Origin of the sequence: Sphingomonas sp. LHG3443-2 (assembly GCF_049896405.1) — a bacterium.
Classification (GTDB): Bacteria; Pseudomonadota; Alphaproteobacteria; order Sphingomonadales; family Sphingomonadaceae; genus Sphingomicrobium.
The window spans coordinates 257,951-280,382 of sequence record NZ_JAFCUG010000001.1 but is presented as its reverse complement, the minus strand read 5'-3'; the positions used below and the strand labels follow the sequence as shown (position 1 = coordinate 280,382).

26 protein-coding genes and 1 tRNA gene are annotated in these 22,432 nt (G+C 67.2%); 22 read left to right on the top strand and 5 right to left on the bottom strand.

The features are described from left to right. The first annotated feature begins 4 nt into the window (after positions 1 to 4). From ACP69Z_RS01280 to phoB, 12 genes are all read left to right on the top strand, one after another. Positions 5 to 1,318 carry a hypothetical protein gene (locus tag ACP69Z_RS01280; protein WP_426265744.1) on the top strand — a complete coding sequence of 438 codons (1,314 nt, stop codon included), beginning with the start codon at positions 5 to 7 and terminating at the stop codon, positions 1,316 to 1,318. A 55-nt stretch (positions 1,319 to 1,373) separates the two neighbouring features. Next, a tRNA-Tyr gene (locus tag ACP69Z_RS01275) sits at positions 1,374 to 1,460 on the top strand. A 328-nt stretch (positions 1,461 to 1,788) separates the two neighbouring features. Then, positions 1,789 to 2,328: a response regulator transcription factor gene (locus ACP69Z_RS01270; RefSeq protein WP_426265743.1), complete on the top strand. Its 540-nt coding sequence runs from the start codon at positions 1,789 to 1,791 to the stop codon at positions 2,326 to 2,328. Between the two features lie 76 nt (positions 2,329 to 2,404). Then, complete coding sequence (locus ACP69Z_RS01265) at positions 2,405 to 2,749, top strand: hypothetical protein (protein WP_426265742.1); 345 nt, start codon at positions 2,405 to 2,407, stop codon at positions 2,747 to 2,749. A gap of 72 nt (positions 2,750 to 2,821) precedes the next feature. Further along, the gene (locus ACP69Z_RS01260; protein WP_426265741.1) at positions 2,822 to 3,277 is read left to right on the top strand and encodes a hypothetical protein; all 456 of its coding nucleotides are present in this window, start codon (positions 2,822 to 2,824) and stop codon (positions 3,275 to 3,277) included. Positions 3,278 to 3,290: 13 nt separating this feature from the next. Then, positions 3,291 to 4,292 carry a sensor histidine kinase gene (locus ACP69Z_RS01255; RefSeq protein WP_426265740.1) on the top strand — a complete coding sequence of 334 codons (1,002 nt, stop codon included), beginning with the start codon at positions 3,291 to 3,293 and terminating at the stop codon, positions 4,290 to 4,292. Positions 4,293 to 4,401: 109 nt separating this feature from the next. Continuing rightward, positions 4,402 to 5,433: a substrate-binding domain-containing protein gene (locus ACP69Z_RS01250; RefSeq protein ID WP_426265739.1), complete on the top strand. Its 1,032-nt coding sequence runs from the start codon at positions 4,402 to 4,404 to the stop codon at positions 5,431 to 5,433. A gap of 13 nt (positions 5,434 to 5,446) precedes the next feature. Beyond that, a complete protein-coding gene (pstC, locus tag ACP69Z_RS01245; RefSeq protein ID WP_426265738.1) occupies positions 5,447 to 6,841 on the top strand; it encodes a phosphate ABC transporter permease subunit PstC in 1,395 nt (464 codons plus the stop codon). Further along, entirely contained in the window at positions 6,834 to 7,727 is an 894-nt protein-coding gene (pstA, locus tag ACP69Z_RS01240) for a phosphate ABC transporter permease PstA (protein WP_426265737.1), read from the top strand. Before pstC ends, pstA begins: the two co-directional genes overlap by 8 nt. A gap of 195 nt (positions 7,728 to 7,922) precedes the next feature. Then, positions 7,923 to 8,669 carry a phosphate ABC transporter ATP-binding protein PstB gene (gene pstB, locus ACP69Z_RS01235; protein ID WP_426268021.1) on the top strand — a complete coding sequence of 249 codons (747 nt, stop codon included), beginning with the start codon at positions 7,923 to 7,925 and terminating at the stop codon, positions 8,667 to 8,669. Positions 8,670 to 8,682: 13 nt separating this feature from the next. Continuing rightward, positions 8,683 to 9,378 carry a phosphate signaling complex protein PhoU gene (gene phoU, locus ACP69Z_RS01230; RefSeq protein ID WP_426265736.1) on the top strand — a complete coding sequence of 232 codons (696 nt, stop codon included), beginning with the start codon at positions 8,683 to 8,685 and terminating at the stop codon, positions 9,376 to 9,378. Then, positions 9,378 to 10,070 (top strand): phosphate regulon transcriptional regulator PhoB, encoded by a 693-nt coding sequence (gene phoB, locus ACP69Z_RS01225; RefSeq protein WP_426265735.1) that lies wholly within the window; start codon positions 9,378 to 9,380, stop codon positions 10,068 to 10,070. The genes phoU and phoB overlap by 1 nt, the downstream gene beginning before the upstream one ends. A 3-nt stretch (positions 10,071 to 10,073) precedes the next feature. Here phoB and ACP69Z_RS01220 read toward each other — a convergent pair whose 3' ends face one another. Next, the gene (locus ACP69Z_RS01220) at positions 10,074 to 10,403 is read right to left on the bottom strand and encodes a hypothetical protein (protein ID WP_426265734.1); all 330 of its coding nucleotides are present in this window, start codon (positions 10,401 to 10,403) and stop codon (positions 10,074 to 10,076) included. Between the two features lie 61 nt (positions 10,404 to 10,464). Further along, positions 10,465 to 10,737 carry a hypothetical protein gene (locus ACP69Z_RS01215; protein ID WP_426265733.1) on the bottom strand — a complete coding sequence of 91 codons (273 nt, stop codon included), beginning with the start codon at positions 10,735 to 10,737 and terminating at the stop codon, positions 10,465 to 10,467. A 125-nt stretch (positions 10,738 to 10,862) separates the two neighbouring features. Here ACP69Z_RS01215 and ACP69Z_RS01210 point away from each other — a divergent pair, with 125 nt between their 5' ends. Genes ACP69Z_RS01210 through ACP69Z_RS01195 form a run of 4 tightly spaced genes read left to right on the top strand, consistent with a single transcriptional unit; the run spans position 10,863 to position 15,300 of the window. Continuing rightward, a complete protein-coding gene (locus ACP69Z_RS01210) occupies positions 10,863 to 11,768 on the top strand; it encodes a Ku protein (RefSeq protein WP_426265732.1) in 906 nt (301 codons plus the stop codon). Positions 11,769 to 11,774: 6 nt separating this feature from the next. After that, positions 11,775 to 14,282, top strand: coding sequence for a DNA ligase D (gene ligD, locus ACP69Z_RS01205; protein ID WP_426265731.1), 2,508 nt, complete (start codon positions 11,775 to 11,777; stop codon positions 14,280 to 14,282). A 49-nt stretch (positions 14,283 to 14,331) separates the two neighbouring features. Next, the gene (locus ACP69Z_RS01200) at positions 14,332 to 14,577 is read left to right on the top strand and encodes a DUF6894 family protein (RefSeq protein WP_426265730.1); all 246 of its coding nucleotides are present in this window, start codon (positions 14,332 to 14,334) and stop codon (positions 14,575 to 14,577) included. 6 nt (positions 14,578 to 14,583) lie between these two features. Next, the gene (locus ACP69Z_RS01195; RefSeq protein WP_426265729.1) at positions 14,584 to 15,300 is read left to right on the top strand and encodes a Crp/Fnr family transcriptional regulator; all 717 of its coding nucleotides are present in this window, start codon (positions 14,584 to 14,586) and stop codon (positions 15,298 to 15,300) included. Here ACP69Z_RS01195 and ACP69Z_RS01190 read toward each other — a convergent pair. Beyond that, positions 15,270 to 15,704 carry a reverse transcriptase-like protein gene (locus ACP69Z_RS01190; protein WP_426265728.1) on the bottom strand — a complete coding sequence of 145 codons (435 nt, stop codon included), beginning with the start codon at positions 15,702 to 15,704 and terminating at the stop codon, positions 15,270 to 15,272. The two genes, ACP69Z_RS01195 and ACP69Z_RS01190, sit on opposite strands and share 31 nt — an antisense overlap. A gap of 64 nt (positions 15,705 to 15,768) precedes the next feature. Here ACP69Z_RS01190 and ACP69Z_RS01185 point away from each other — a divergent pair, with 64 nt between their 5' ends. Both ACP69Z_RS01185 and ACP69Z_RS01180 read left to right on the top strand, forming a co-directional pair. Further along, on the top strand, positions 15,769 to 16,290 hold the full coding sequence (locus ACP69Z_RS01185; RefSeq protein WP_426265727.1) for a hypothetical protein: 522 nt from the start codon (positions 15,769 to 15,771) through the stop codon (positions 16,288 to 16,290). Positions 16,291 to 16,293: 3 nt separating this feature from the next. Further along, the gene (locus ACP69Z_RS01180) at positions 16,294 to 17,622 is read left to right on the top strand and encodes a DNA-packaging protein (RefSeq protein ID WP_426265726.1); all 1,329 of its coding nucleotides are present in this window, start codon (positions 16,294 to 16,296) and stop codon (positions 17,620 to 17,622) included. Here the strand turns inward: ACP69Z_RS01180 and ACP69Z_RS01175 are convergent. Both ACP69Z_RS01175 and ACP69Z_RS01170 read right to left on the bottom strand, forming a co-directional pair. Further along, on the bottom strand, positions 17,619 to 18,989 hold the full coding sequence (locus ACP69Z_RS01175; RefSeq protein ID WP_426265725.1) for a glutamate--cysteine ligase: 1,371 nt from the start codon (positions 18,987 to 18,989) through the stop codon (positions 17,619 to 17,621). The genes ACP69Z_RS01180 and ACP69Z_RS01175 overlap by 4 nt on opposite strands. Before the next feature lie 10 nt (positions 18,990 to 18,999). Then, entirely contained in the window at positions 19,000 to 19,731 is a 732-nt protein-coding gene (locus ACP69Z_RS01170) for a 16S rRNA (uracil(1498)-N(3))-methyltransferase (protein ID WP_426265724.1), read from the bottom strand. A 98-nt stretch (positions 19,732 to 19,829) separates the two neighbouring features. Between ACP69Z_RS01170 and ACP69Z_RS01165 the strand changes: the two genes are divergently transcribed. The 4 genes from ACP69Z_RS01165 to ACP69Z_RS01150 all read left to right on the top strand — a co-directional run bounded on the left by ACP69Z_RS01165 (position 19,830) and on the right by ACP69Z_RS01150 (position 22,425). Continuing rightward, a complete protein-coding gene (locus tag ACP69Z_RS01165) occupies positions 19,830 to 20,429 on the top strand; it encodes a TetR/AcrR family transcriptional regulator (RefSeq protein ID WP_426265723.1) in 600 nt (199 codons plus the stop codon). A 293-nt stretch (positions 20,430 to 20,722) separates the two neighbouring features. Then, the gene (locus ACP69Z_RS01160; RefSeq protein ID WP_426265722.1) at positions 20,723 to 21,154 is read left to right on the top strand and encodes a hypothetical protein; all 432 of its coding nucleotides are present in this window, start codon (positions 20,723 to 20,725) and stop codon (positions 21,152 to 21,154) included. Positions 21,155 to 21,186: 32 nt separating this feature from the next. Then, entirely contained in the window at positions 21,187 to 21,378 is a 192-nt protein-coding gene (locus ACP69Z_RS01155; protein ID WP_426265721.1) for a hypothetical protein, read from the top strand. A gap of 42 nt (positions 21,379 to 21,420) precedes the next feature. Continuing rightward, positions 21,421 to 22,425 carry an efflux RND transporter periplasmic adaptor subunit gene (locus ACP69Z_RS01150; protein ID WP_426265720.1) on the top strand — a complete coding sequence of 335 codons (1,005 nt, stop codon included), beginning with the start codon at positions 21,421 to 21,423 and terminating at the stop codon, positions 22,423 to 22,425. Positions 22,426 to 22,432 lie beyond the last annotated feature (7 nt).

Below are 22,432 nucleotides of genomic sequence, written 5' to 3'. Positions count from 1 at the left end.
ACACGTGACGCGTTCCCCCCTTCTCATCCTGGCCGGTCTGCTGATTGGCCTCGGCGTTCCTGCGGCGGCGCAGAACAATGCGGCGCCCGCCAATGTGGTGACCCCCGCCCCGGCGCCGCGCGAAGGCACGGTCGGACCCGAGCAGCTACGTGATTTCGCCTTGCCCGGAACACGGCAGGCGCCGCCGCCCGCCACGACCGAGACGCCGCGCACGGCCCCTGCGCCGACGCCGCGGATCGTTCCGCCGCCGGTTACGACAACTCGCCCGGCCCCGCAGGACGCGCCCACTCGTGCAGCAGCCGATGCCGCGCCTTCCGCGCCCGCGCGCCCGCGCGCAGCCACGAGTGAAAGCCAGCCTCCTCAAGTCGCTGCACCTGCTCCGGCCTCCTCGCTGCCGTCCACCCTCTTGCCCTCGGCCACGCCGGCGGTTCCCGTGGCGGCCGCGCCCTTGCCGCCGATTACCGTCAGCCAGCCAGGCAGCGACACGTCCGCGCCGCCGCTGGCCTTGTGGTGGCCGTGGCTGCTGCCGGCGGTGCTCGGCGGGGTTGGCCTGGCCTTGGTGCTTCGCCAGCGGCGCCGTCCGGCGCTCGCCGGGCATTCGCAAGAGGTGTTCGAGCGGGCCGCGCCCGAGCCAGCGCCCCTGCCGCGCGCGGCGGCGCCACGACCGGCACCCGCTCCTGCGCCCGCAGAGCCGCCGCAAGCGCCGCTTCCGACCGGGCTCGTCACCACCCGGCTCCGCCCGCCGCTCGGCACCGCGCCGCCTGCCGCGCCGCCGCCTCCGGTATCGGCCCCGGTGTCGGGGGGCATCGTCAGCACCCGCCTGCGCGGCTGGGTCGAGCTCGATCTCGTGGTTCGCGAGATCCTGTTCACTCCGCGCGAAGCCCTTCTGCGTTTCGACATCATCGTCGCCAACAGCGGCACCGGGACGGCGCGTGAGATCGCGCTGGAGGCGTTCGCCACCAACGGGGGTGACGAGCAAGCCGCGGCCCTGGCGGGCTTCTTCGCCCGCCCGGCTGCGACCAGCGTCGCCATTCCCGAGCTTGGCAGGCTCGCCGAAACGGTGCTCAGCCACGAACTGGTCGTGCCGCGCAGCGCGATCCGTGCCTATGAGGCGCAGGGCAAGGCGCTGTTCGTGCCGGTGATCGCCTTGAGCGCGTCCTATCGCACCGGGTCGGGGGAAGGGCGCACGGGCGCTGCGTTCCTTGTCGGACGCGACGTGCCGGGTTCCGACAAACTGGCGCCAGTGCTGTTGCCCGAAACGGACGGGCGGCTGCTCGGCCTTGGGGTCCGGCGCCTGGAAGAAGCCGTCCGACGCTGACAGCGAAGTTGACAGGCACTGCGCCGGGCGGCATTGGCGCCCGGCCTGACCTCGTGGAGAGGTGGCCGAGTGGTTAAAGGCAGCAGACTGTAAATCTGCCCGACGTTGTCGTACGCTGGTTCGAATCCAGCCCTCTCCACCATCCCCCCGCTTCAAACCGAAGCGCCCGGATGTGAAACCTGGACCCAAGCGTTGGTTGCGAACGACGACTGATTCGCCTTCGTCTTGCGACGAGCGGGTCGGTTAATCGTGGTTACTTCCCGCCAGTAACCAAAAGGTGCAGATTTTGGGCGTATCGTCCCGTTTCTGCTCTTTTTTTCCGGGTAACGAACCCAATCGCTTTCTGCTAATCCTTGCCCATGATCTCAGCTTACCCAGCAAGTTGCGGATCGGCGGAAGGAGTTGAGCCGGACGGGGGACCGGACTTTTCGAGAGCGGCCGAGCAGGCTGCCACGGACCGCTGCGCTCGATTGAGCCGCGGTCAGCTCGAAGTGTTGCGCCTAGTCAATCGTCACCTCAGCTCCAAGGAGATCGCGGCCGAGCTCGGCATCTCCAGCCATACCGTCGATCAGCGTGTTCGCGGTGCGATCCGCACCCTTGGCGTTGCCCGTCGCAGCGAGGCTGCACGCCTGGTTGACGATTATGAAAAGGCGCTTGGCACGGGGGAAACGGCGCCCGCTCCCTCTGCAGAGACATATCAACGGTTGATACATCAACCGCCGCACATCGACGCCCAACCGGACCAACCGCAATCAGAGGGGGCGGTCAGTTCTCAGATTCGGCACGCTGATCGCACAGGTGGGACCGGGACGGTACGTCTCGAAACCGAGCAGAGCGCGTATCGCACCCGGTCCCCCCTGTTACCCTGGTCGACTTCGCAACAGGTCCGCAACACCTGGGGCGCGGGCACCAAGCTGGCGGCGATCGCGGGGATTGCGATCATCTCCAGCTTCTCGGCGGGGATGCTGCTGGCGGGGCTGGAAAGCCTGTCGCGGCTGCTCTTCTCCTGACGGGCCTGCACCCGGGCACATTTGCGGATGACAACGACAAAGCCCGAAGGCCACGCGCTTTCGGCAAGGAGAGTTCATGCGCAGGCAGATTATCGAGCAAACCGCCCTGGACGTCGCCCACCAGATCCGGGCCGTCGAGGACAGCATCGAGGCGGCTCTCATTGAGCTTGCCGAGCTTCAGAACCGAATGATCCGCGCCCGCTCCGTCACTGGCGTCGGCATTGCCACCGGCCATGACGCGCTGGAGCAAGTGGTCGTCTCGTTGCAGGGGCTGATCCATGCCCGCGGCGGCATGGCGCAGTGTCACGCCGCGCTGGTGAGCGCCAAGCAGCAGGTGCCGGGGCTTCGCACCACGTCCTTCGGCGATGGGCAGGATTGTCCGCCGGCGCCGCAGGTCGGCACGTTGCGAGCGGTCGCCTGACCCGTCACACCGCCTTACCCAAGGTGCCGCTGGCCTTCACGCCGGCGGCACCCTGAGCCGAGTCACGACTTGATGGCCTTACGGGTCTACATCTTCTATCTGTTGCTGGCAGGGCTGGTGGCCCTGACCTGGTGGCGCGGCCGCAGCGATGAGCGCTTGGCGGCCGCTGTTTGCGTTGGAGGAACGGCCCTCACCGTGCTGGTCGGCAACAAGCTCGACATCCACGGCTCGGACTTCGACCTTGCCGCCTTTATCGTCGATGGCGCCATCTTTATCGCTTTTCTCGTGATTGCCTTGCGTTCCGAGCGCTTCTGGCCGCTGTGGGTGGCGGGGCTGCAGCTGACCACGGTCAGCGTTCACCTGCTGATGATCCTTTCGCCCGATCTGCCGGGACTGATCTTCGGCACCGCACTCGCCTTCTGGTCCTATCCGATCCTGCTGCTGATCGCGATCGGCGCCTGGCGCACCCCGGTCATCGAACGCTGGCGCGTCGCGCATGACGTTGCCTCACGGCAGGGGATCACCTAGCCACCTGAGTGCCATGCCGCTGCCGCCCCTCGTGCTTGCCCTACTGGACGCGCTGGAGGAGCCGGCGCTGCTGATCGCGCGGCAGCGCACCGAAGCTGCCAATCGCGCCGCCAGGGCGCTGCTTGGCGCGGGCCTTGTCGATCAGGACGTCCGTTTCGCCATCCGTCAACCTCAGGCGCTCGACGCCATCCTGTCGGGCCGCGAAGGTCGCTTCGAGGTGCGTGGGATCGGCGGGATCGAGCGCAGCTTCGAGGTGGTGCTGACAAGCCTCGACACGGGGCTGCTGCTGGTTCGCCTGGTCGACCGCTCGGCCCGGCAGGCGGCCGAAAAAGCGCAAGTCGATTTCGTCGCCAATGCGAGCCACGAACTCAGGACCCCGCTGGCAACGGTGCTCGGCTATTCCGAGACGCTCAGCGAGGAAGGCGAGCTGCCCGAGCCGCTGCGGCGACGGTTCGGCGAGCAGATCCACGCCCAGGCAACCCGCATGATGACCATCATCCGCGACCTCATGAGCCTGTCGCGGATCGAGGCGGACCGGTTCAGCGCGCCGATTGCCGAGGTCCGGCTCGACGCGCTCGTCAGGGAAGCGGTGGTGGCCGCCGGCCCGCTCGCCGAAAGCCGCTCATGCCGGATCGAACTTGCACTGGCCGATGAGCCGGCAACGGTTCGCGGGGACCTGGCGCAGCTTCGGCAGTTGCTCGACAATCTTCTCGGCAATGCGGTGCGCTACGGGTGCCGAGGCGAGGGCGGCCGGGTGCTGGTGTCGGTCGCCGACGCCGGACGCTGGATCAGCCTTATCGTCCGCGATTGGGGCGAGGGCGTCAGCGCACGGCACCTGCCGCGCCTTACCGAACGCTTCTACCGGGTGGATGCGGCGCGCAGCCGCGACGGGGGTGGGACCGGTCTTGGTCTCGCCATTGTCGCGCAGATCGTCGAGCGTCACCGCGGCCTGCTCGACATCCGCAGCCGCGAAGGCGAGGGCACCGAAGTCGAAATCCGGCTTCCGCGGGTGTGACCGGGCCGGGCGTTGTCATAAGCCTGTAACCTGCCGGTCACATGGCGCTCCCGACGGCCGGGCAAGAGGCGCCGGAGCGGGCGAATCGCCCTCGGGAGACAAGAAGACAATGACCAAGTTCTGGCTGGCACTGCCGCTCGCGTGTCTGGTGAGCGCCTGTGGCGGCGGCTCCAACAATGCCGCGTCGCAGCTGAAGATCGTCGGCTCGTCGACGGTGTATCCGTTCACCACTGCGATTGCCGAAGCGTTCCAGAAGGCCAATCCGGGCACCAGCGTGATCGTCGAATCGACCGGCACGGGCTCGGGCATCAAGCTGTTCTGCGAAGGCGTCGGGCAGAAGTTCCCCGACATGGTCAACGCCTCGCGGCAGATGAAGAAGAGCGAATATGACGCTTGCTCGGCTGCCGGCGCCAAGCAGGTGATCGAAGTGCCGATCGGCATCGACGGGCTGACCCTGATCGAAAGCAACCAGGCCGCTCCGCTGAAGGTCACCTTGGCCGACATCTACGCCGCGGTCGCTGCCAATCCTTACGGCAAGGGTCCCAACAAGGCGCAGACCTGGAAGGACGTCAATCCGGCGCTTCCGGCGATCAAGATCCGCGTCATGGGCCCGCCGCCGACCAGCGGCACGCGTGACAGCTTTGCCGAGCTGATGCTGACCAAGGGCTGCGAGAGCGACCCGGCGATGAAGGCGCTGAAAGCCAGCGACGAGGCCAAGCACAAGGACCTTTGCACCAAGATCCGCGAGGATGGGGTGTATGTGGAAGCCGGTGAGAACGACAACCTGCTGGTGCAGAAGGTCGAAGCCGATCCCGGCACCATCGGCGTGCTCGGCTACAGCTTTCTCGAGCAGAATGCCGACAAGATCCGTCCGCTCGAGGTGGGCGGCGTGCTGCCGACCGAAGCGACCATCCAGGATCTGAGTTATCCGGGTGCGCGCAAGCTCTACATCTATGTGAAGGGCGAGCATGCGGCGGTGAAGCCGGCCATCAAGGGCTTCCTGGCCGAATACGCCAAGGGCTGGAGCACCGGCGGGCTGCTCGAGAAGCGCGGGCTGGTGCCGTTCGTCGGCGACGATGCGGCAAAGGCCACTGCGGTCGCGACCGGCCTCACGCCGCTCGACGGCGCGACGCTGAAGTAAGCGCGCCACCGGCATGAGCCTCGCCCTCGGCCTCCTTCTGGTGCTCGGCGTCGCCGTCGCCGCCTTCGTGCTGGCGCGCGGGCGGGCAGCGACGCTGCGCGCTGGCGGCGGCGCCGGGCGGCAGCGGCTCAACAGCCTGCCCTTCTACCACGGCGCCTATGCGTTCCTGTGGGCGGCACTTCCGGCCTTGCTGTTCCTGGCCGCTTGGGCACCGATCCAGCATGGCCTGATCAACGACGCGGTGCTGGCCAGTCCGGTCGGGCAGCAGCTGCCCGACTTCGACCTCGCCCGCGACGCCATCCTGTCGGAAGCGCGCGCCGTGGCGAGCGGGGCATCGGACCTTGCCTTCAACCCGCAGGCGCAGGCGCTGGTGCCGGTGTTCCAGGCGGCGAGCGGGCGGTACGGCTTGATCGGGAGCGGCCTTGCCCTGCTCCTGGCACTGGCGGGCGCGGGCTGGGCCTGGTCGCGGATCAGCCTCGACCTGCGCGCCCGGACGGGGGTCGAGAAGTGGCTGATGGGCCTGCTCGTCGCGGCGTCGATGATCGCCATCCTGACCACCTTCGGCATCGTCCTCTCGCTGTTGTTCGAGACGATGCGCTTTTTCCAGATGGTCCCGGCGAACGATTTCCTGTTCGGGCTGAACTGGTCGCCGCAGGTCGCGATCCGCGCCGACCAGGCGGGATCGTCGGGCGCGTTCGGGTCGATCCCCCTGTTCTGGGGTACGATCTTCATCGGCGCGATCATCGCCATGATTGTCGCCATCCCCTTGGGGCTGATGAGCGCGATCTTCCTAACGCAATATGCGCCGGGGAAGCTGCGCAAGGTGCTGAAGCCCTTGCTCGAGATCCTCGCCGGCGTGCCGACGGTGGTCTACGGCTATTTCGCCGCGCTGACGGTGGCACCGCTGGTCCGCGACCTCGGCCTTGCCATCGGCGTAAGCAGCGCATCGAGCGAGAGTGCGCTTGCCGCCGGTCTCGTCATGGGCGTGATGATCATTCCGTTTGTCAGCTCGATGGCCGACGACAGCATTGCCGCGGTGCCGCAGGCAATGCGCGACGGTAGCCTGGCACTCGGCGCAACGCGGTCGGAGACGATCCGCAAGGTAATCCTGCCCGCCGCGCTTCCGGGCGTGGTCGGCGGCGTCCTGCTCGCCGTGTCCCGCGCGATCGGTGAGACCATGATCGTGGTGATGGCCGCGGGCCTTGCCGCCAACTTGACCGCCAATCCGTTCGGCAGCGTGACCACGGTCACCACCCAGATCGTCCAGTTGCTGACCGGCGACCAGGAATTCGACAGCCCCAAGACGCTGGCCGCCTTTGCGCTCGGCCTGGTGCTGTTCCTGGTGACGCTGGTGCTTAACCTCATCGCGCTCAGGGTCGTGCGCAAGTATCGGGAAGCGTATGAATAAGCCTGACAGCCGCTGGTCCAGCGAGGCAATGACCCGCCGGGTCAAGCGCCGCTACGCCGCCGAGCGCCGGTTCAAGGCGCTGGGTCTGGCCGCGGTGCTGATCAGCCTCGCGTTTCTCGCCTTTCTGCTGATTACCATGACGGTGCGCGGCGCGGGCGGGTTCAGCCACACCTTCCTGACGGCAAGCGATGCCACCGACCCCGAGATGGTCGGCGTGTGGGGCGCCCTGAAGGGCTCGTTCCTGACCATCATGGTGACCATGGCGCTGGCCTTCCCGATCGGGGTGCTGGCGGCGGTCTATCTCGAGGAATTCGCCAAGCGGAACCGCTGGAACGACTTCATCGAGGTCAGCATCAACAATCTTGCCGCGGTGCCGTCGATCATCTTCGGCCTGCTCGGCCTCGCGGTGTTCCTGAACCTGATGCAGCTGCCGCGCTCGGCCGCGCTGGTCGGCGGGCTGACGCTGGCGCTTATGACCATGCCGGTGATCGTGATCGCCGGGCGCAACGCGATCAAGGCGGTGCCGCCCTCGATCCGCGATGCGGCGCTGGGCGTCGGCGCGTCGAAGATGCAGGTGGTGTTCCACCATGTTCTCCCCCTGGCGCTGCCGGGCATTCTCACCGGCACCATCATCGGCATGGCCCGCGCGCTTGGCGAAACGGCGCCGCTGCTGATGATCGGCATGCGCGCGTTTATCGCGACGCCCCCGGGCAGCGTGGTCGATCCCGCCACGGTGCTGCCGGTGCAGATCTTCCTCTGGTCGGACGAGGTCGACCGCGCCTTTGTCGAGAAGACCAGCGCGGCGATCATCGTGCTCCTGCTGTTCATGCTGCTGATGAACGGCCTCGCCATCTATCTTCGCAACCGCTTCGAGCGCCGCTGGTAAGGCCGCCTAGCCATGAACGACGAAAAAGAACCCATCCTCACCAACTCGGCGGTGCCATTTCCCTCGACCGCGATTGCCGCCGAAGCGGCGCGCGAGGATCCGCTGGCGCCGGCCGACGGCGGCGAACCGCAGGCGGCGGGCGAGCAGCCGCGGGTGGTAACACCGGCCGCGGCTGACGTTGCGACCCTGCCCAAGATGCGTGCCGAGGACGTGCGCGTGTTCTACGGCGAGAAGGAAGCGCTGAAAGGCGTGTCGATCGAGGTTCACGACGACAAAGTCACCGCATTCATCGGCCCGTCGGGCTGCGGCAAGTCGACCTTCCTGCGCTGCCTCAACCGGATGAACGACACCATCGCGGGCGCGCGGGTGACGGGCACCATCACGCTGGACGGCGAGGACATCACCGCGCCCGAAATGGACGTGGTGCAGCTTCGCGCCCGCGTCGGCATGGTGTTCCAGAAGCCCAATCCGTTTCCCAAGTCGATCTTCGAGAATGTCGCTTACGGCCCCCGCATCCACGGGCTGGCGGACAGCAAGGACGAGCTGGAAGCCATTGTCGAGAAGAGCCTGCGCCGCGCGGGTCTGTGGGACGAGGTCAAGGATCGGCTGGCCGAGAGCGGGACCGCCTTGTCGGGCGGTCAGCAGCAGCGCCTCTGCATCGCGCGGGCGATCGCAGTCGATCCCGAAGTGATCTTGATGGATGAGCCCTGTTCGGCGCTCGACCCGATCGCCACCGCCAAGATCGAGGAGCTGATCCACGAACTGCGCGGGCGTTATGCCATCGCGATCGTCACCCACAACATGCAGCAGGCGGCGCGGGTCAGCCAGCGGACCGCCTTTTTCCACCTCGGTGAGCTGATCGAATACGGCAAGACCAAAGAGATCTTCACCAACCCGCGCGAGCAGCGCACCCAGGACTATATCACCGGCCGTTACGGCTAAGGGGACAGGACACGTGGCTTCTCAAGGACATACGCTGAAGGCGTTCGACCAGGATCTGGACCGCTTACGCGCGCTCATTACCGAGATGGGCGGCCGCGCCGAGCATGCGATCATCGAGGCGATGCGCTGCCTGTCGGAGCGTGACGGCGACGCCGCGCTGAAAGTGATCGAGAACGACAAGAAGATCGACGCGCTGGAGGCCGAGACCGAGCGCAGCGTGATCCAGCTCATCGCGCTCCGCGCGCCGATGGCGGGCGACCTGCGCGATGTGGTCGCCGCGCTCAAGATTTCGGGCGTGGTCGAGCGGATCGGCGATTATGCCAAGAACATCGCCAAGCGGGTGCCGCTGCTGGAAGACGCCGGCAAGATCGAGCCCTTGTCGCTGCTCCCCGAAATGGCGCGGATCGCGGTGCAAATGGTGCACGACGTGCTGAACGCCTTCGTTCAGCGCGATGCCGAAGCGGCGCTTCGCGTATGCGAGCGCGACAAGGCGGTAGACGATTTCTACGACAGCATCTTCCGCACGCTCCTCACCCATATGATGGAGAACCCGCACAAGATCGGGCAGTCGGCGCACCTGTTGTTCGTCGCCAAAAACCTCGAACGGGTCGGCGATCATGCGACCAACATCGCCGAGATGGTCTATTATGCCGCGACCGGGCAGCAGATGGCCGACCGGGTCAAGGGCGCCGAGGGGCTGGGCGTCTGATGGCCAGCCGGGGGCGGTTGCTGCTGGTCGAGGACGATCGTTCGCTGGCCGAGCTCATCACCTTTCATTTCGAGCGCGAGGGCTACACGGTGGTCCGCACCGGCGACGGCGAAGAAGCGCTGCTGCTCGCCGAGGAACTGCGCCCCGACCTGATGGTGCTCGACTGGATGATCGAGGGGATCAGCGGGATCGAGGTGTGCCGCCGCCTGCGCCGCCGCCCGAGCACCGCCAACCTGCCGATCCTGATGCTGACCGCGCGCGGCGAAGAGAACGATCGGGTCCGAGGGCTCGAGACTGGGGCCGACGATTACATCACCAAGCCGTTCAGCCCCAAGGAGCTGGTCGCCCGGGCCGCCGCCGTGCTGCGCCGGGTTCGGCCTGCGCTGGCCGCCGAGACGCTGGATTATGCCGGGCTGGAGATGGACCTTACCGCGCACCGCGTCCGGCGCGACGGTAAGACGCTGTCGCTGGGGCCGACCGAATATCGCCTGCTGCGTCACTTCCTCGAGAATGCAGGGCGGGTGTTCTCGCGCCAGCACCTGCTCGAGACCGTGTGGCCGCACAGCGAGGAGATCGAGCTGCGCACGGTCGACGTCCACATTCGCCGGTTGCGGCTGGCGCTGGGCGAGCCCGACCTTATCCGCACGGTACGCAGCGCCGGCTATGCGCTCGACGCGGAAGGCGTCGCCTAAGCCCTAGCGAACGAGCAAGGCGACCAGGCTGGCGGTGACGCTGAGCAGGAAGGCGATGATGATGAGCGCGATCCGTAAGCCTGCGGCTTGGCTGCGCTTGATCGCGGCTTCGTCGAGCCAGTAGCGGCCGTCCCCCGTTGCGCGCACGTGGCCGCGCTTGACCAGTGCGGCAAGCAGCTTGTCCGCGCCCTTGGCCGACAGGTCGAGGGTGGTGGCACTGCGGGCGCTGGTCGCGCCGGCGGTCTTGAGTGGTGTGGTGACGTGCTGCTCGGTCAGCGCCTGCTGCGCGGCCGCCGCAGCGATAAGCGCGGCGTTGATCCCGGGATTGGCCATCGGCGCAGCCTAACGCAACCTTGCCGATCGCCCAAGCGGCCTAAGGCGGAGATCTGGTGCCCTAGCGGAGCAGCAACCAGGCACCGAGCCCGCCGATCAGCAGGGATACCAGCAGGATCTTCAGATTTCGAACGCCCTTGCCATGATCGCGAGCAAGCGCCGCTTCGTCGAGCCAGTAGCGCCCAAAGCCAGCCTCACGCATGTGACCGAGCTTGAGGTATCCCGCGAGGATTTCGCGGGAGCCTTCGGCGGTGAGGTCGAGCTCGATCGCCGTGCGGGAAGAGGTCGCACCTGCGTTCCTGAGCTGGTCGGGTGGCGATACGTCGCCTGCCACCTTGTGGGCAGCGGCGGCGAGCGCGGCGGCTAGCGCTGGGTTGGCGATTGCGGAACCCTAACGGAACCGCCGCGCTCCCCCAAGCGATTCAGGGCTGAATCGACCCTTGAGGAGCACCGACGATCATGGCCGCGCGTCCCAGCTGGCGGGGACAGATCCGCCTCGCCCTTGTCTCCATCCCGGTCGAAATCTTTCCCGCGTCCAAGTCGGGCGCGAGCATTTCCTTTCACCAGATCCACGAGCCGAGCGGGCAGCGGATCAAATATGAAAAGGTGGCGCCGGGCATCGGGCCGGTGAAGGCCGACGATATCGTCAAAGGCTTCGAGGTGACCAAGGGCGAATATGTCCTGCTGGAGCCCGAGGAAATCGAGAGCGTGAAGCTCGAGAGCCGCAAGACGCTGGAGCTGGCGCAGTTCGTCGACGCCGACGACATCGACGCCCTTTATTACGAGAAGCCTTATTTCGTGGTGCCGGCGGACGACCTTGCGGAAGAAGCGTTCATCGTGCTGCGCGAGGCGCTGCGGCGGAGCCACAAGGTGGGGATCGGGCAGCTCGCGATGCGCGGGCAGGAATATGTGGTCGCGATCAAGCCCTGCGGGCGCGGCATCCTGATGGAGACGCTGCGTTATGCCGACGAGCTGAACAAGGCGTCGAGCTATTTCCGCGATATCGAGGATGCCGAGCCCGATGCCGACTTGCTCGATCTCGCGACCACGCTGATCGACAAGAAAACCGGCAAGTTCGACGCGGGCGAGTTCCACAATCGTTATGTCGATGCGCTGAAAGGCCTGATCGAAGAGAAGCGCAAGAAGAAGGGCAACGGGTTGGTGATCCAGGACAAGGACACCGGTCCGCCCAAGAAGAGCAATGTCGTCGACCTGATGGCGGCGCTGAAGAAGAGCCTGGGCGAAAGCAACGACAATGAAGGCGCGGCGCCGGCAAAGAAGCCGGCTGCCAAGAAGGCGGCCGCCAAGGCTGCGCCCGCGCGCAAGCCGGCAACCCCGAGGAAGGCCGCCGGGGGCAAGAGGTAGGCCGGCATGGCCCGCGCCGCTCGCCCGAAGGGTCTCGACATCGAGACCTACAATGCCAAGCGCGACTTCAAGAAGACGAAGGAGCCCAAGGGCCGCAGGCGGAAGGGGAAGGGCGACAGCTTTGTCGTCCAGAAGCATGACGCGAGCCGCCTGCACTGGGACTTCCGGCTCGAGCTCGATGGCGTTCTGAAGAGCTGGGCGGTGCCCAAGGGACCGAGCCTCGATCCCAAGGTCAATCGGCTGGCGATGCGGACCGAGGACCATCCGCTTGATTACGGGACGTTCGAGGGGATCATCCCGGCCGGCGAATATGGCGGCGGGACAGTGATGCTGTGGGACCGCGGCCGCTGGATCCCGCACCCGGACAAGGATCCGCGAAAGACGCTGGAGGAAGGTCATTTGCACTTCACGCTCGAAGGCGAGCGCATGAAGGGTGAGTGGGTCATGTTCCGCATGAAGGGCAAGCCCGGCGAAAAGGGCGAGGCGTGGGTGCTGAAGAAGGTCACCGATGAGGCGGCGGCGCCGGACGAGGGGGATGCGCTGGTCGATGGGTGCCTGACCAGCGTCGAGACAGGGCGCAGCATGGCCGAGATCGCGGCCGGTGAGGACGTGTGGGTATCCAATCGCGGCGGCAAGAAGGGCGGCCGAACCAAGCGCAAGGTGACGCCGCCGCCGCCGTTCCAGGAGCCGCAACTGGCGACGCTGGCCGATACCCCGCCGACCGGAAGCGGGTGGCTGCATGAGTATAAGTATGACGGCTACCGCCTGCTGCTTAGCGTCGGCGAGGGCGGCACCGTGGCGTGGACGCGGGGCGGGAAGGACTGGTCGAATTTCTTTCCCGAACTGACCGAGGCGGCGACGGCGAGCTTGCCGGCGGGGTGCCTGATCGACGGCGAGGCGGTAGCGCTGGACGAGGCGGGCAAGCCCAATTTCGGGCTGCTTCAATCGACGGTGAAGGGCGGCAAGGGGCAGGAGCGGCCGAATCGCGCATTCTATGCCTTCGACCTGCTGATCGACCGCGGAGAGGACATTCGGAAGCTTTCCAACCTGGAGCGCAAGGAGCGGCTTGCATCGCTGATGAAGGGCGTGCCGGGACCGCTGGTCTATGGCGATCATGTGATCGGCAAGGGCGAGCAATTGTTGAAGACGATCTGCGCCGATGGGGGCGAGGGGATCATCAGCAAGAAGGCGGATGCGGCCTATCGCGGGGTGCGAACCAAGTGCTGGCTGAAGGTCAAATGCATCGCCCGGCAGGAGTTCGTGATCGTCGGCTGGCAGGCGAGCGACAAGCGGCGCGGGTTCCGCTCGCTGCATCTTGGCGTGAATGAAGGGGGTGCGCTGCGCTATGTCGGCAAGGTCGGGACCGGGTTCGACACGGCGACGCTGGAGAGCCTGAGCGAGCGGATGGCGCCGCTGAAGCTCGCCAAGCCGGCGCTGGAGGTGCCGCGGACGGCGCTTAGAGGATCGACCTGGATCACGCCCGAACTGGTGGCGGAGATCGCTTACACTGAGTTCACGAGTGACGGGGTGCTTCGGCACCCGAGCTTCCTCGGCCTGCGCGAGGACAAGACGGCGAAACAGGTGGTGCTGGAAACGCCCGTGGCGGCGCCCAAGACCAGGAGCGCGGCGAAACTACGCACCGCGGCCGATTTCAAGCTGCGCCTGACCAGCCCGGAAAAGGTGATCTTTCCCGAAGATGGCCTGACCAAGGGCGACCTCGCGGACTATTATGCGGCGGTCGCCGACCTCTTGATGGTGGATCTGGCGAAGCGGCCGATGACGCTGATCCGCTGCCCGTCGGGACGTGCCAAGAAGTGCTTCTTCCAGAAGCACGACAGCGGATCGATGGGCGAGCATGTGCTGCGGATCCCGGTCAAGGAGGGCGCCGGCACGACCGAAGAGGATTATCTCTTCGTCGAGGAGCCGCTTGGCATGCTCGAATGTGTGCAGATGAACACCATCGAGTTCCATGGTTGGGGCAGCCGCATCGATCCGCTGGAGAAGCCCGACCGGCTGGTGTTCGACCTCGATCCCGACGAGGGGCTTGGGTTCGACAAGGTCAAGGCGGCGGCGGTGCGGTTGCGCGACCTCCTCGCCGACCTTGGCCTCGAGACCTTTCCGTTGCTGTCGGGCGGCAAGGGCATCCATGTGATCGCGCCGCTCGACCAGGAAGCCGAGTGGCCGGCGGTGAAGAGCTTCGCCGAGCGGTTCAGCCGGGCCATTGCCGACGCCGAGCCCGAAACCTTCACCGCCAACATCCGCAAGAACCAGCGCAAGGGCCGGATCTTCCTCGATTGGCTGCGCAACCAGCGGGGCGCGACGGCGGTGATGCCCTATTCGGCGCGCGCCCGCGAAGGGGCACCGGTCGCGGCGCCGGTGTCGTGGGAAGAGCTGGAGGGGGTCGAGAAGGCAAGCCTCTACACCATTCGCGACGCCGCGCAGCTGCTTGAACGGGCAGGCGGCAAAGGGCTCAAGGGCTGGGGACAGTCGAAGCAGACGCTGCCCAGTGTGTGAGCCGAGCGGAGCGCGCTGAACCAGGACTGCGGTTCCTCGTTGGGCGGGTATGCTGCGTTTCTTTTTCCACATCCACAATGGCATCGGTTTTGTACCGGACAAAGAAGGTGTATCCCTGACCGGTCTGCCTGCGGCACGGACCCAGGCGATCGTGAGTATCCGATCGATCCTCGCCGAGGAGTTGAAGCTTACCGGCATCGTCGATCTTAGTGGCCGGATCGACATCGTGGACGAGGACGGAACAGTGACCGCCATCGGGTTCGGCGAGGCGGTCGAGGTGCGAGGGGCAGACTGAAACACCATGGATATTCACCTCAAGCGCCTGCGCTCCCGCTTTCATATCAGCGACGAGGAAGAAGCGGTCATCCGCGGTCTGTCGGACCGGGAAGAGGAATTCGGGCCCGACCGGACCGTCGTCCGCGCTTATGAGGAGCAGCGGGACAGCCGAGTCCTGCTGAGCGGCGTCACCGGGCGGCACAAGGGGCTCCGCAACGGTTCGCGGCAGATCACCGAAGTGAACCTTCCCGGTGATCCGATCGATCTCCACAGCTTCACCCTGAAGTGGCTCGACCACGATATCGTGAGCTTCACCAAGGTTCGCCTTGCGCGGGTGCCGCACGAGCGGCTGTGGAGGATGATGCAGAACCAACCGCGACTGGCGATGATCTACTGGTTCGGGACGAACCTCGACGGCTCCATCCATCGCGAATGGGAGTTGTCGCTCGGGCGGCGGCAGGCCTTGGGCCGGATGGCGCACCTGTTTTGCGAATTGTACGAACGTTTCGCGGTGGTCGGGCTGACCGAAGGGCTGAGCTTTGCCTTTCCGTTCAACCAGACCGAGCTTGGCGAATGCCTGGGCCTGACCGCGGTGCACGTGAACCGCACGCTGCAGCAACTGCGCGAGCGCGGGCTATGCGATGCGCGCGACCAGCGGGTGGTGATCCACGACCTGCCCAAGCTGCAGGCGCTGGCCGAGTTCGACCCGCGCTATCTGTTCCTGGGGCCCCACCCACTCTGACCTGAGGCGCGGCGGGCGAGCGCGATACCACCGAGGTTCTGCGCGCGCGGGATCCAGCGCAGGCGGCGGGGTGGGTGAGCCGCAGCGGCGTCGCGAAAGCGGGCGAGGAAGGCGCGGGCCGCGGGCGTGCGGCACGGAACGATGCCGCTTGCTTGCTCGATCACCGCGCGGCTGTCGCCGAGGAGGTCGAAGGCCGGAACGCCGAGCGAGTGTGCGACCTCCAGCGCCTTGAGGAGTGCGAGCCATTCGGCGTCGCCGTTGCTGCCTTGGCCGAGGTCGTCGAACAGGTGGACCTCACCGCGGGCGACCACCGCCACCTCGAGCTGGCCGGGGTTGGGACGAGCGCCGCCGTCGAAGAAGATCTTGAGGGTTCTAGGGGGCATGGAGCCTTGTAGGCGGTTCATCTCACCTTGACAAAAAGAACCATAGCGGCTAACGCATCTACTCAAATCTAGATGGATCCGGTTCATGGGCATTGTCGGGGGTAATGGCTGCGACATTCAGCGGCGAGGCGAGCGGGCGAACGAGTTCGGACTGGAGCGGCAACAGGCTTTTCTCTCCTTCTTTGCCGAGAGCTGCAACATCAAGGCGTCCGCGAAGAAGGCCCGGGTGTCGGCGTCGACCATCTACAAGCGGCGGCGCGACGATCCCGAGTTTCGCGTCGCTTTTGCCGCCGCACAGGATCATGCGACGGCCCTTCTGAAGGCGGAACTGGTTCGCCGCGGGCTGGAATTGCTCCGAGCGGCAACGCCGGATGAGGCGGCTGGAGCAGCGTTGGCGGGCATGGATGCCAAGCTGCTGCTGTCGCTGGTTGCCCAGCATGAACGCAATGCCGGCAAGGAGCTTGGCGACCAGAACCCGCGCAAGTCCGACGCCAAGGAGGCGGCGGCGCGGTTGCAGGCGTTGCTGATCCGGATGCGACTGGAGCGCAAGCGGGAGGAGGAGCAGCGGCGGCTCGAACGGCTGGAGCGTCTCGAGCGGAAGCGCTGAGCGATGGCCGAGGAAGTGTGCCCCCGCGCGGTGCTGCGCGAGGTCGCGAATGCGCCCAAGTGGCTGCGCGACAAGCTGCCGATCGAGCAGTTGAGCAAGGCCGATCAGCGCGCGCTGGCGTGGGCCTGGGCTTCGTTCCAGCGCGACAGCCAGAAGCCGCCGCCGGGCGACTGGTCGGTGTGGCTGCTGCAGGCCGGGCGGGGGTTTGGCAAGACGCGGGTCGGCGCGGAATGGGTGCTGGAGCAGGCGCGGCGTCATCCTGGCTGCCGGATTGCGCTGGTCGGGGCGACGATCGACGAAGCGCGGCGGATCATGGTCGAGGGCGAAAGCGGGCTGATCGCTTGTTCGCCGCCTGGCGAAGAACCGCGTTGGTGTGCGTCGCGGGGCGAATTGCGGTTCAAGTCGGGCGCGGTGGCGACGCTCTATAGCGGGGCCAATGGCGACGGCCTGCGCGGGCCGCAGCATGACTTCGCCTGGGCCGACGAGCTTGGCAAATGGAGCGATGCGGCGGAGGCGTGGAGCAATCTGCAGCTCGGCCTTCGGCTGGGCGACCATCCGCGGTCGGTGGTGACGACGACGCCCGGCAATGATGCGTTGCTGGTGGAGATCGGGGCGCAGGTGGGGACGGTGACGACCCGTGGACGGACGGCCGAGAACCTCGATTTGCCCGAAGGCTGGCACGTCAGGATGGAGGCCTTGTACCGGGGCACGCGGCTGGGTGCGCGCGAGCTCGATGGCGAACTGACCGGCGAGGCCGAGGGCGCCTTGTGGAGCCGCGAGACGGTGGAGCAATCGCGGGTTGCGGGCGAGGATTGGGGCGCGCCCGAGCGGGTGGTGATCGGGGTCGATCCGCCCGCGACCACCACCGGCGACGCGTGCGGGATCGTGGTCTGCGGCCGGGTTCCGAGCGGACGGCTGCTGGTGCTGGCCGATCTCAGTTGCCGGGGCCAGTCACCTTCCGGCTGGGCCGATCGTGTCGCGGAGGCGGCGGCGGTGTGGGGCGCCGACAAGGTGGTGGTCGAGGCCAACAACGGCGGCGACATGGTGCTGCAGGTGCTGGGCGCGGCGGACTTCCACTTGCCGGTCGCCAAGGTCCACGCGCATCTCGGCAAGTCGGCCCGGGCCGAGCCGATGGCGATCCTGTTCGAGAACGGTAAGGCGGGGTTGGCCGGCCGTTTTCCCGAGCTGGAGCAGGAGCTCTGCCACCTCACCACCAGCGGCTACGAGGGCAAGGGCTCGCCAGACCGCGCCGACGCGATGGTGTGGGCGCTGACCGAGTTGGCGGGTGGGGTGCGGGCGAGGCCCGGGGTGCGGGGGTTCGCCAGACCCTAGAAGCTGAGTTCGTCGTAGACGTGGGTGACGTCGCCCTGCCAGTCGCCATGATACCAGGCGAGGAGGCGGTCGGCGGGGGTGATGCCGGTGGCGATCACCTCGCGCAGGGGATCGAGAAAGCCAACCTCGTTGGTTCCTCCGCTGTCGAGTTCGGCGCGGGCGGAAAGACCGGCCGACGCGATGTCGAGAACCCGGGCGCCAAGGTCGCGCATCGTGCCGCCGCCGGGGACGGGTGCTTCGAGCGCCTGGGCCGGGACGGCGGAGCGGAGGGCTTCGCGTTCTTCGATGGTCCAGTGCTTGACGAGGTCCCAGGCGGCGTCGAGCGCGCCCTGGTCGTAGAGCAGGCCGACCCATAGAGCGGGAAGGGCGCAGATCCGGCCCCAGCGTCCGCCGTCCGCGCCGCGCATCTCAAGGAAGCTCTTGAGGCGAACTTCGGGGAAGGCGGTCGAGAGGTGGTCGGTCCAGTCGGCTACCGTAGGCCGCTCGCCGGGAAGCTGGGGCAGTTTGCCGTCGAGAAAGGCGCGGAAGCTTTCGCCGGCACAATCGATGTAGCGCCCATCGCGCATGACGAAATACATCGGCACGTCGAGCGCGTAGTCGCAGTAGCTTTCGTAGCCGAAGCCGTCTTCGAACACCTGCGGCAGCATGCCGGTGCGATGCGGATCGGTGTCGGTCCAGATGTGGGAACGGAAGCTCTTGAAGCCGTTGGGCTTGCCTTCGGTGAGAGGCGAGTTGGCGAACAGCGCGGTGGCGAGCGGCTGGAGAGCCAGGCCGACGCGGAACTTCTTCACCATGTCGGCTTCGGAGCTGTAGTCGAGATTGACCTGGATGGTACAGGTCCGAAGCATCATGTCGAGCCCGAGCGACCCAACCCGCGGCATGTGCCGGAGCATGATCGCATAGCGGCCCTTGGGCATGATCGGCAGTTCGGCGCGGGTCTTGTCCGGCCACATGCCGAGGCCGAGGAAGCCGAGGCCGAGGCGGTCACCGATGGCTTTGGCCTGTTCGAGGTGGCGGCCCGCTTCGGCGCAGGTGTCGTGCAGGGTGCGAAGCGGGGCGCCCGACAATTCGAGCTGGCCGGCCGGTTCGAGGCTGATGATGCCGTCGCTGCCGGAAAGGGCGATGACCTTGCCGTCTTCGAGCACCGGGCGCCACCCGAACTCGGTCAGGCCCATCAGGAGGTCGCGGATGCCGCCGGGTTCGTCCCAGGAAGGTGCGCGGTGATCGGCGAGCCGGTAGACGAATTTCTCGTGCTCGGTGCCGATGCGCCAGGCGGATTTCGGCTTTTCGCCCCCGCTGAACACCGACAGCAGGTCGTCGCGGCCCTCGATCAAGGGGCTGTCGCTAAGGTCGGTGCGCGTGGTCATGGTTTCGCCGTTAGCGCCAATCCCCGGTCGCCGCCATATAGAGCGCGACGGCGGCGAGCGCCGCGGTTTCGGCGCGCAGGATGCGGGGGCCGAGGCCTACCCCGATGGCGCCGGCGGCGAGGATGCGGTCGCGCTCTTCAGGCGTGAAGCCGCCTTCGGGGCCGGTGAGGATGGTGGCCGGGCCGGGCTCAGCGGCGCTGACGAGGGGCGCGCCGCCGGTCTCGTCGGCGAACAGGATGTGGCCGGGCGGATCGGTCAGCAACGTGTCGAGCTTCACCGGCGCGAGCAGTTCGGGCAGGCGGGTGCGGCCGCATTGTTCGGCGGCTTCGATTGCGATGGCCGAGAGGCGCTCGGGATTGAGGCGCTCCACCACCGTGCGGTGGGTGATGACGGGCTGGAGGCGGGCGACTCCGAGCTCGGTCGCTTTTTCGATCAGCCATTCGAGTGGGGCGCGCTTGACCGGGGCGAAGGCGAGGGTGAGCGGGGGCAGGTTTTCGGGCGGGCGGGTGCGAGCGGTGGGACGGAGGACCAGCTTCTTCTTGTGCGCGGCTTCGATCACCGCCTGCCATTCGCCGCTCGTGCCGTCGAACAGCAGCACTTCCGCGCCTTCGCCGAGGCGGAGGACGTTGGCGAGATAATGGGCGGGTTTGCCGTCGAGCAGCAGCGACTGTCCTTCGGCCAGTGGCTGGTCGACGAACAGGCGCGGCAGGCTGCGCGGGGGCCAGGCGGGAGTGGCGGGCATCGGCGACGGGCTAGCCCCGGGCGCGGCAATTGGGAAGGTGACAAGCCATTGGACTTCCGCGAAAGTCGACTTATATACCGATCGATATGGTAAGCTGCATGCCCAAGGTCTGCAAAGGCCGCCCGCGGGAGTTCGATGTCGATGAGGCATTGGCGGCCGCGCTGCGCGTGTTCTGGAGCAAAGGGTATGAGGGCGCGTCGCTGAGCGATCTGACCGACGCAATGGGGATCACCCGGCCGAGCCTGTATGCCGCGTTCGGCAACAAGGAAGCGCTGTTTCGCAAGGCGCTTGACCTCTACGAACGGGAAAAGCTCGCTTACATCGGCGAAGCGCTTGCGGCGCCGACGTCGCGCGAGGTGGCGGAGCGGCTGCTGACCGGCGCGCTCGAGATGCAGACCAGCGAGTGCGAACCGCGCGGCTGCCTGCGGGTGATCAGCACCATCAGCTGCGGTCAGGAGGCCGAGTCGGTGAAAGCCGACCTGATGGCGCGGCGCGGATCGTCGCACCGGGCGCTGCTCGACCGCATGCAACGCGCCAAGGACGAAGGCGACCTGCCGGCCCATGTCGATGCGTCGGCAATGACCGATTACCTGCTTGCCATCCTGCAGGGGATGTCAGTGCAGGCAAGCAGCGGCGCGTCCAAGGAGCAGCTGCAGCAGGTGGTGCGCACCAGCATCGGCATCTGGCCCGGAAAATAGCGCAAGATTTTTTCGCTACCGGGCGGTATAGAACTCTTGACGTGAGCTGAAGCTGTTTATATACCGTTCAGTATAGAACAGAGGAAAGCTTCCATGGCTCCTATGCCCGACAAGGTTCTCGACACCCGCTAAGCGGGGTTCGAACCCGCTCAACATTTCCGCAGCTTGGTTGCAGGCCGACGCGCGTTTTTGCGTCGCAGCCACGGTCGCTGCTCGCCCACTCATTGCCCTGCCTGCTCCCGAGCCCGCGTGCTCCGGGAACCGATCTGCCGCGCCTTCGAAAGGAATAACTCATGGCCTCTCAGCCCATCACCGCCTGGCCGCATCAGCCCGCCCCCGCCGCCCTGCCGTTCGCCAAGCCGCGCCTTGTGCCGGTCGAGACCGCCGCGCCGGCGAGGGTCGCCGAGCCCCGGTTGTCGGCGCTGGAATGGTCGGTGGTCGCCCTGGCCGAGCGTGACACCATCGCCAGCCTGCGCGAGCCCGGCCGGATCGCGGCGGCGCTGGAAAGCCTGTTCGGGCTGCACCGGCCGAGCAAGCTTGCCAACCCGCGGCTGGAAGTGCTGCGCCGCGTGGCGGTGTTCGCCTGGCGGCAGGGGTGGAAGGTGCCCAAGAGCGAGCTGCAAGCGTTTCTGGCCGAGGGATTCAGCCTCGATCATTATGAGCTGGTCCAGGCCAGCATCGCCAAGCGCGCGACGTCGAACCGTCGTTCGGGACGCGGTCGATGAACGCGCCGTCGCACCCTCAGAGGGATGAACGCGTGACCCCCATCGCACCGCCCGCCGGTCTGTCCCGGCTCAATCGCAGCCAGAAAATCGCGCTTGGCCTTGTCCCGCTGGCGCTGGTCGCCGGCATCGCCTTCGGTCGCCCGGGCGGACCCGAGGCCAATGCTGCCCCGCCGCCGGTCACCGTGACCGCCGCGCAGCCGCTGGTCCGCCAGGTTGCGGAGTGAGACGATTATTCCGGCCGCTTCGAAGCCAGCCGCTCGGTCGAGGTGCGCCCGCGCGTGTCGGGTGCGATCGTCGGCGTGCATTTCAAGGACGGTTCGTACGTCCGCCAGGGGCAGCTGCTCTTCACCACCGACCCGCGGCCGTTTGCCGCCGCGTTGGCGGAAGCGAGCGCGGCGGTGGCGGGAGCGCGGAGCGAACTTAATCTCGCGCAAGCCGACCTGTCGCGGGCGCAGCGTCTGCTAGAGGTCGACGCGGTGTCGCGGAGCGATGTCGACCGGCTCCGCGCGCGGGTGCAGGCGGCGCAAGCTTCGCTGGCCGCAGCCGATGCGCGGGTCCGCTCGCGCCAGCTCGACGTCGGGTTCACGCAGGTCCGGGCGCCGATCAGCGGGCGGATTTCCGACCGGCGGATCGATGCGGGCAATCTCGTCACCGGCGAGGGTGCGGGGCAGGCGCCGCCGCTGACCACCATCAACGCGCTCGACCCGATGTATTTCACCTTTGACGCGTCGGAAGCGCTCTATCTCAAGGCGCGGCGCGCGCAGGAGAATGGCGAGGCACCGAGCGAGGTGCTGATCCGGCTTCAGGACGAGACCGAGTTCCGCTGGCGCGGGCGGCTCGACTTTACCGACAATGGGCTCGACACGAGGTCGGGGACGATCCGCCTGCGGGCGGTGATCGACAATGGCCGCAATTTCCTGACGCCGGGCATGTTCGGCAATCTCCGGCTCGCGGCGGGCGGATCGCGCGCCGCGCTGCTGGTGCCGGACGCCGCGGTCACGACCGATCAGGCACGCAAGGTGGTGACGGTGGTGGCCCGAGACGGCAGCCTGGCGCCGCGGGCGGTGGTGACCGGACCGTTGATCGACGGCCTGCGGGTGATCCGCTCGGGCCTCGAGCCCAACGACCGCATCGTGATCAGCGGGGCGCAGCTAGCGATGCCGGGAATGAAGGTGCAGGTCCGCCCCGGCGCGATCAAGGCCGCGGCGGCGACGGCTTCGGCTCCGCAGGCGCCGCCGCCCGCGGGCTCGGCCACCTTCGCCACCCGCTAAGACCCAC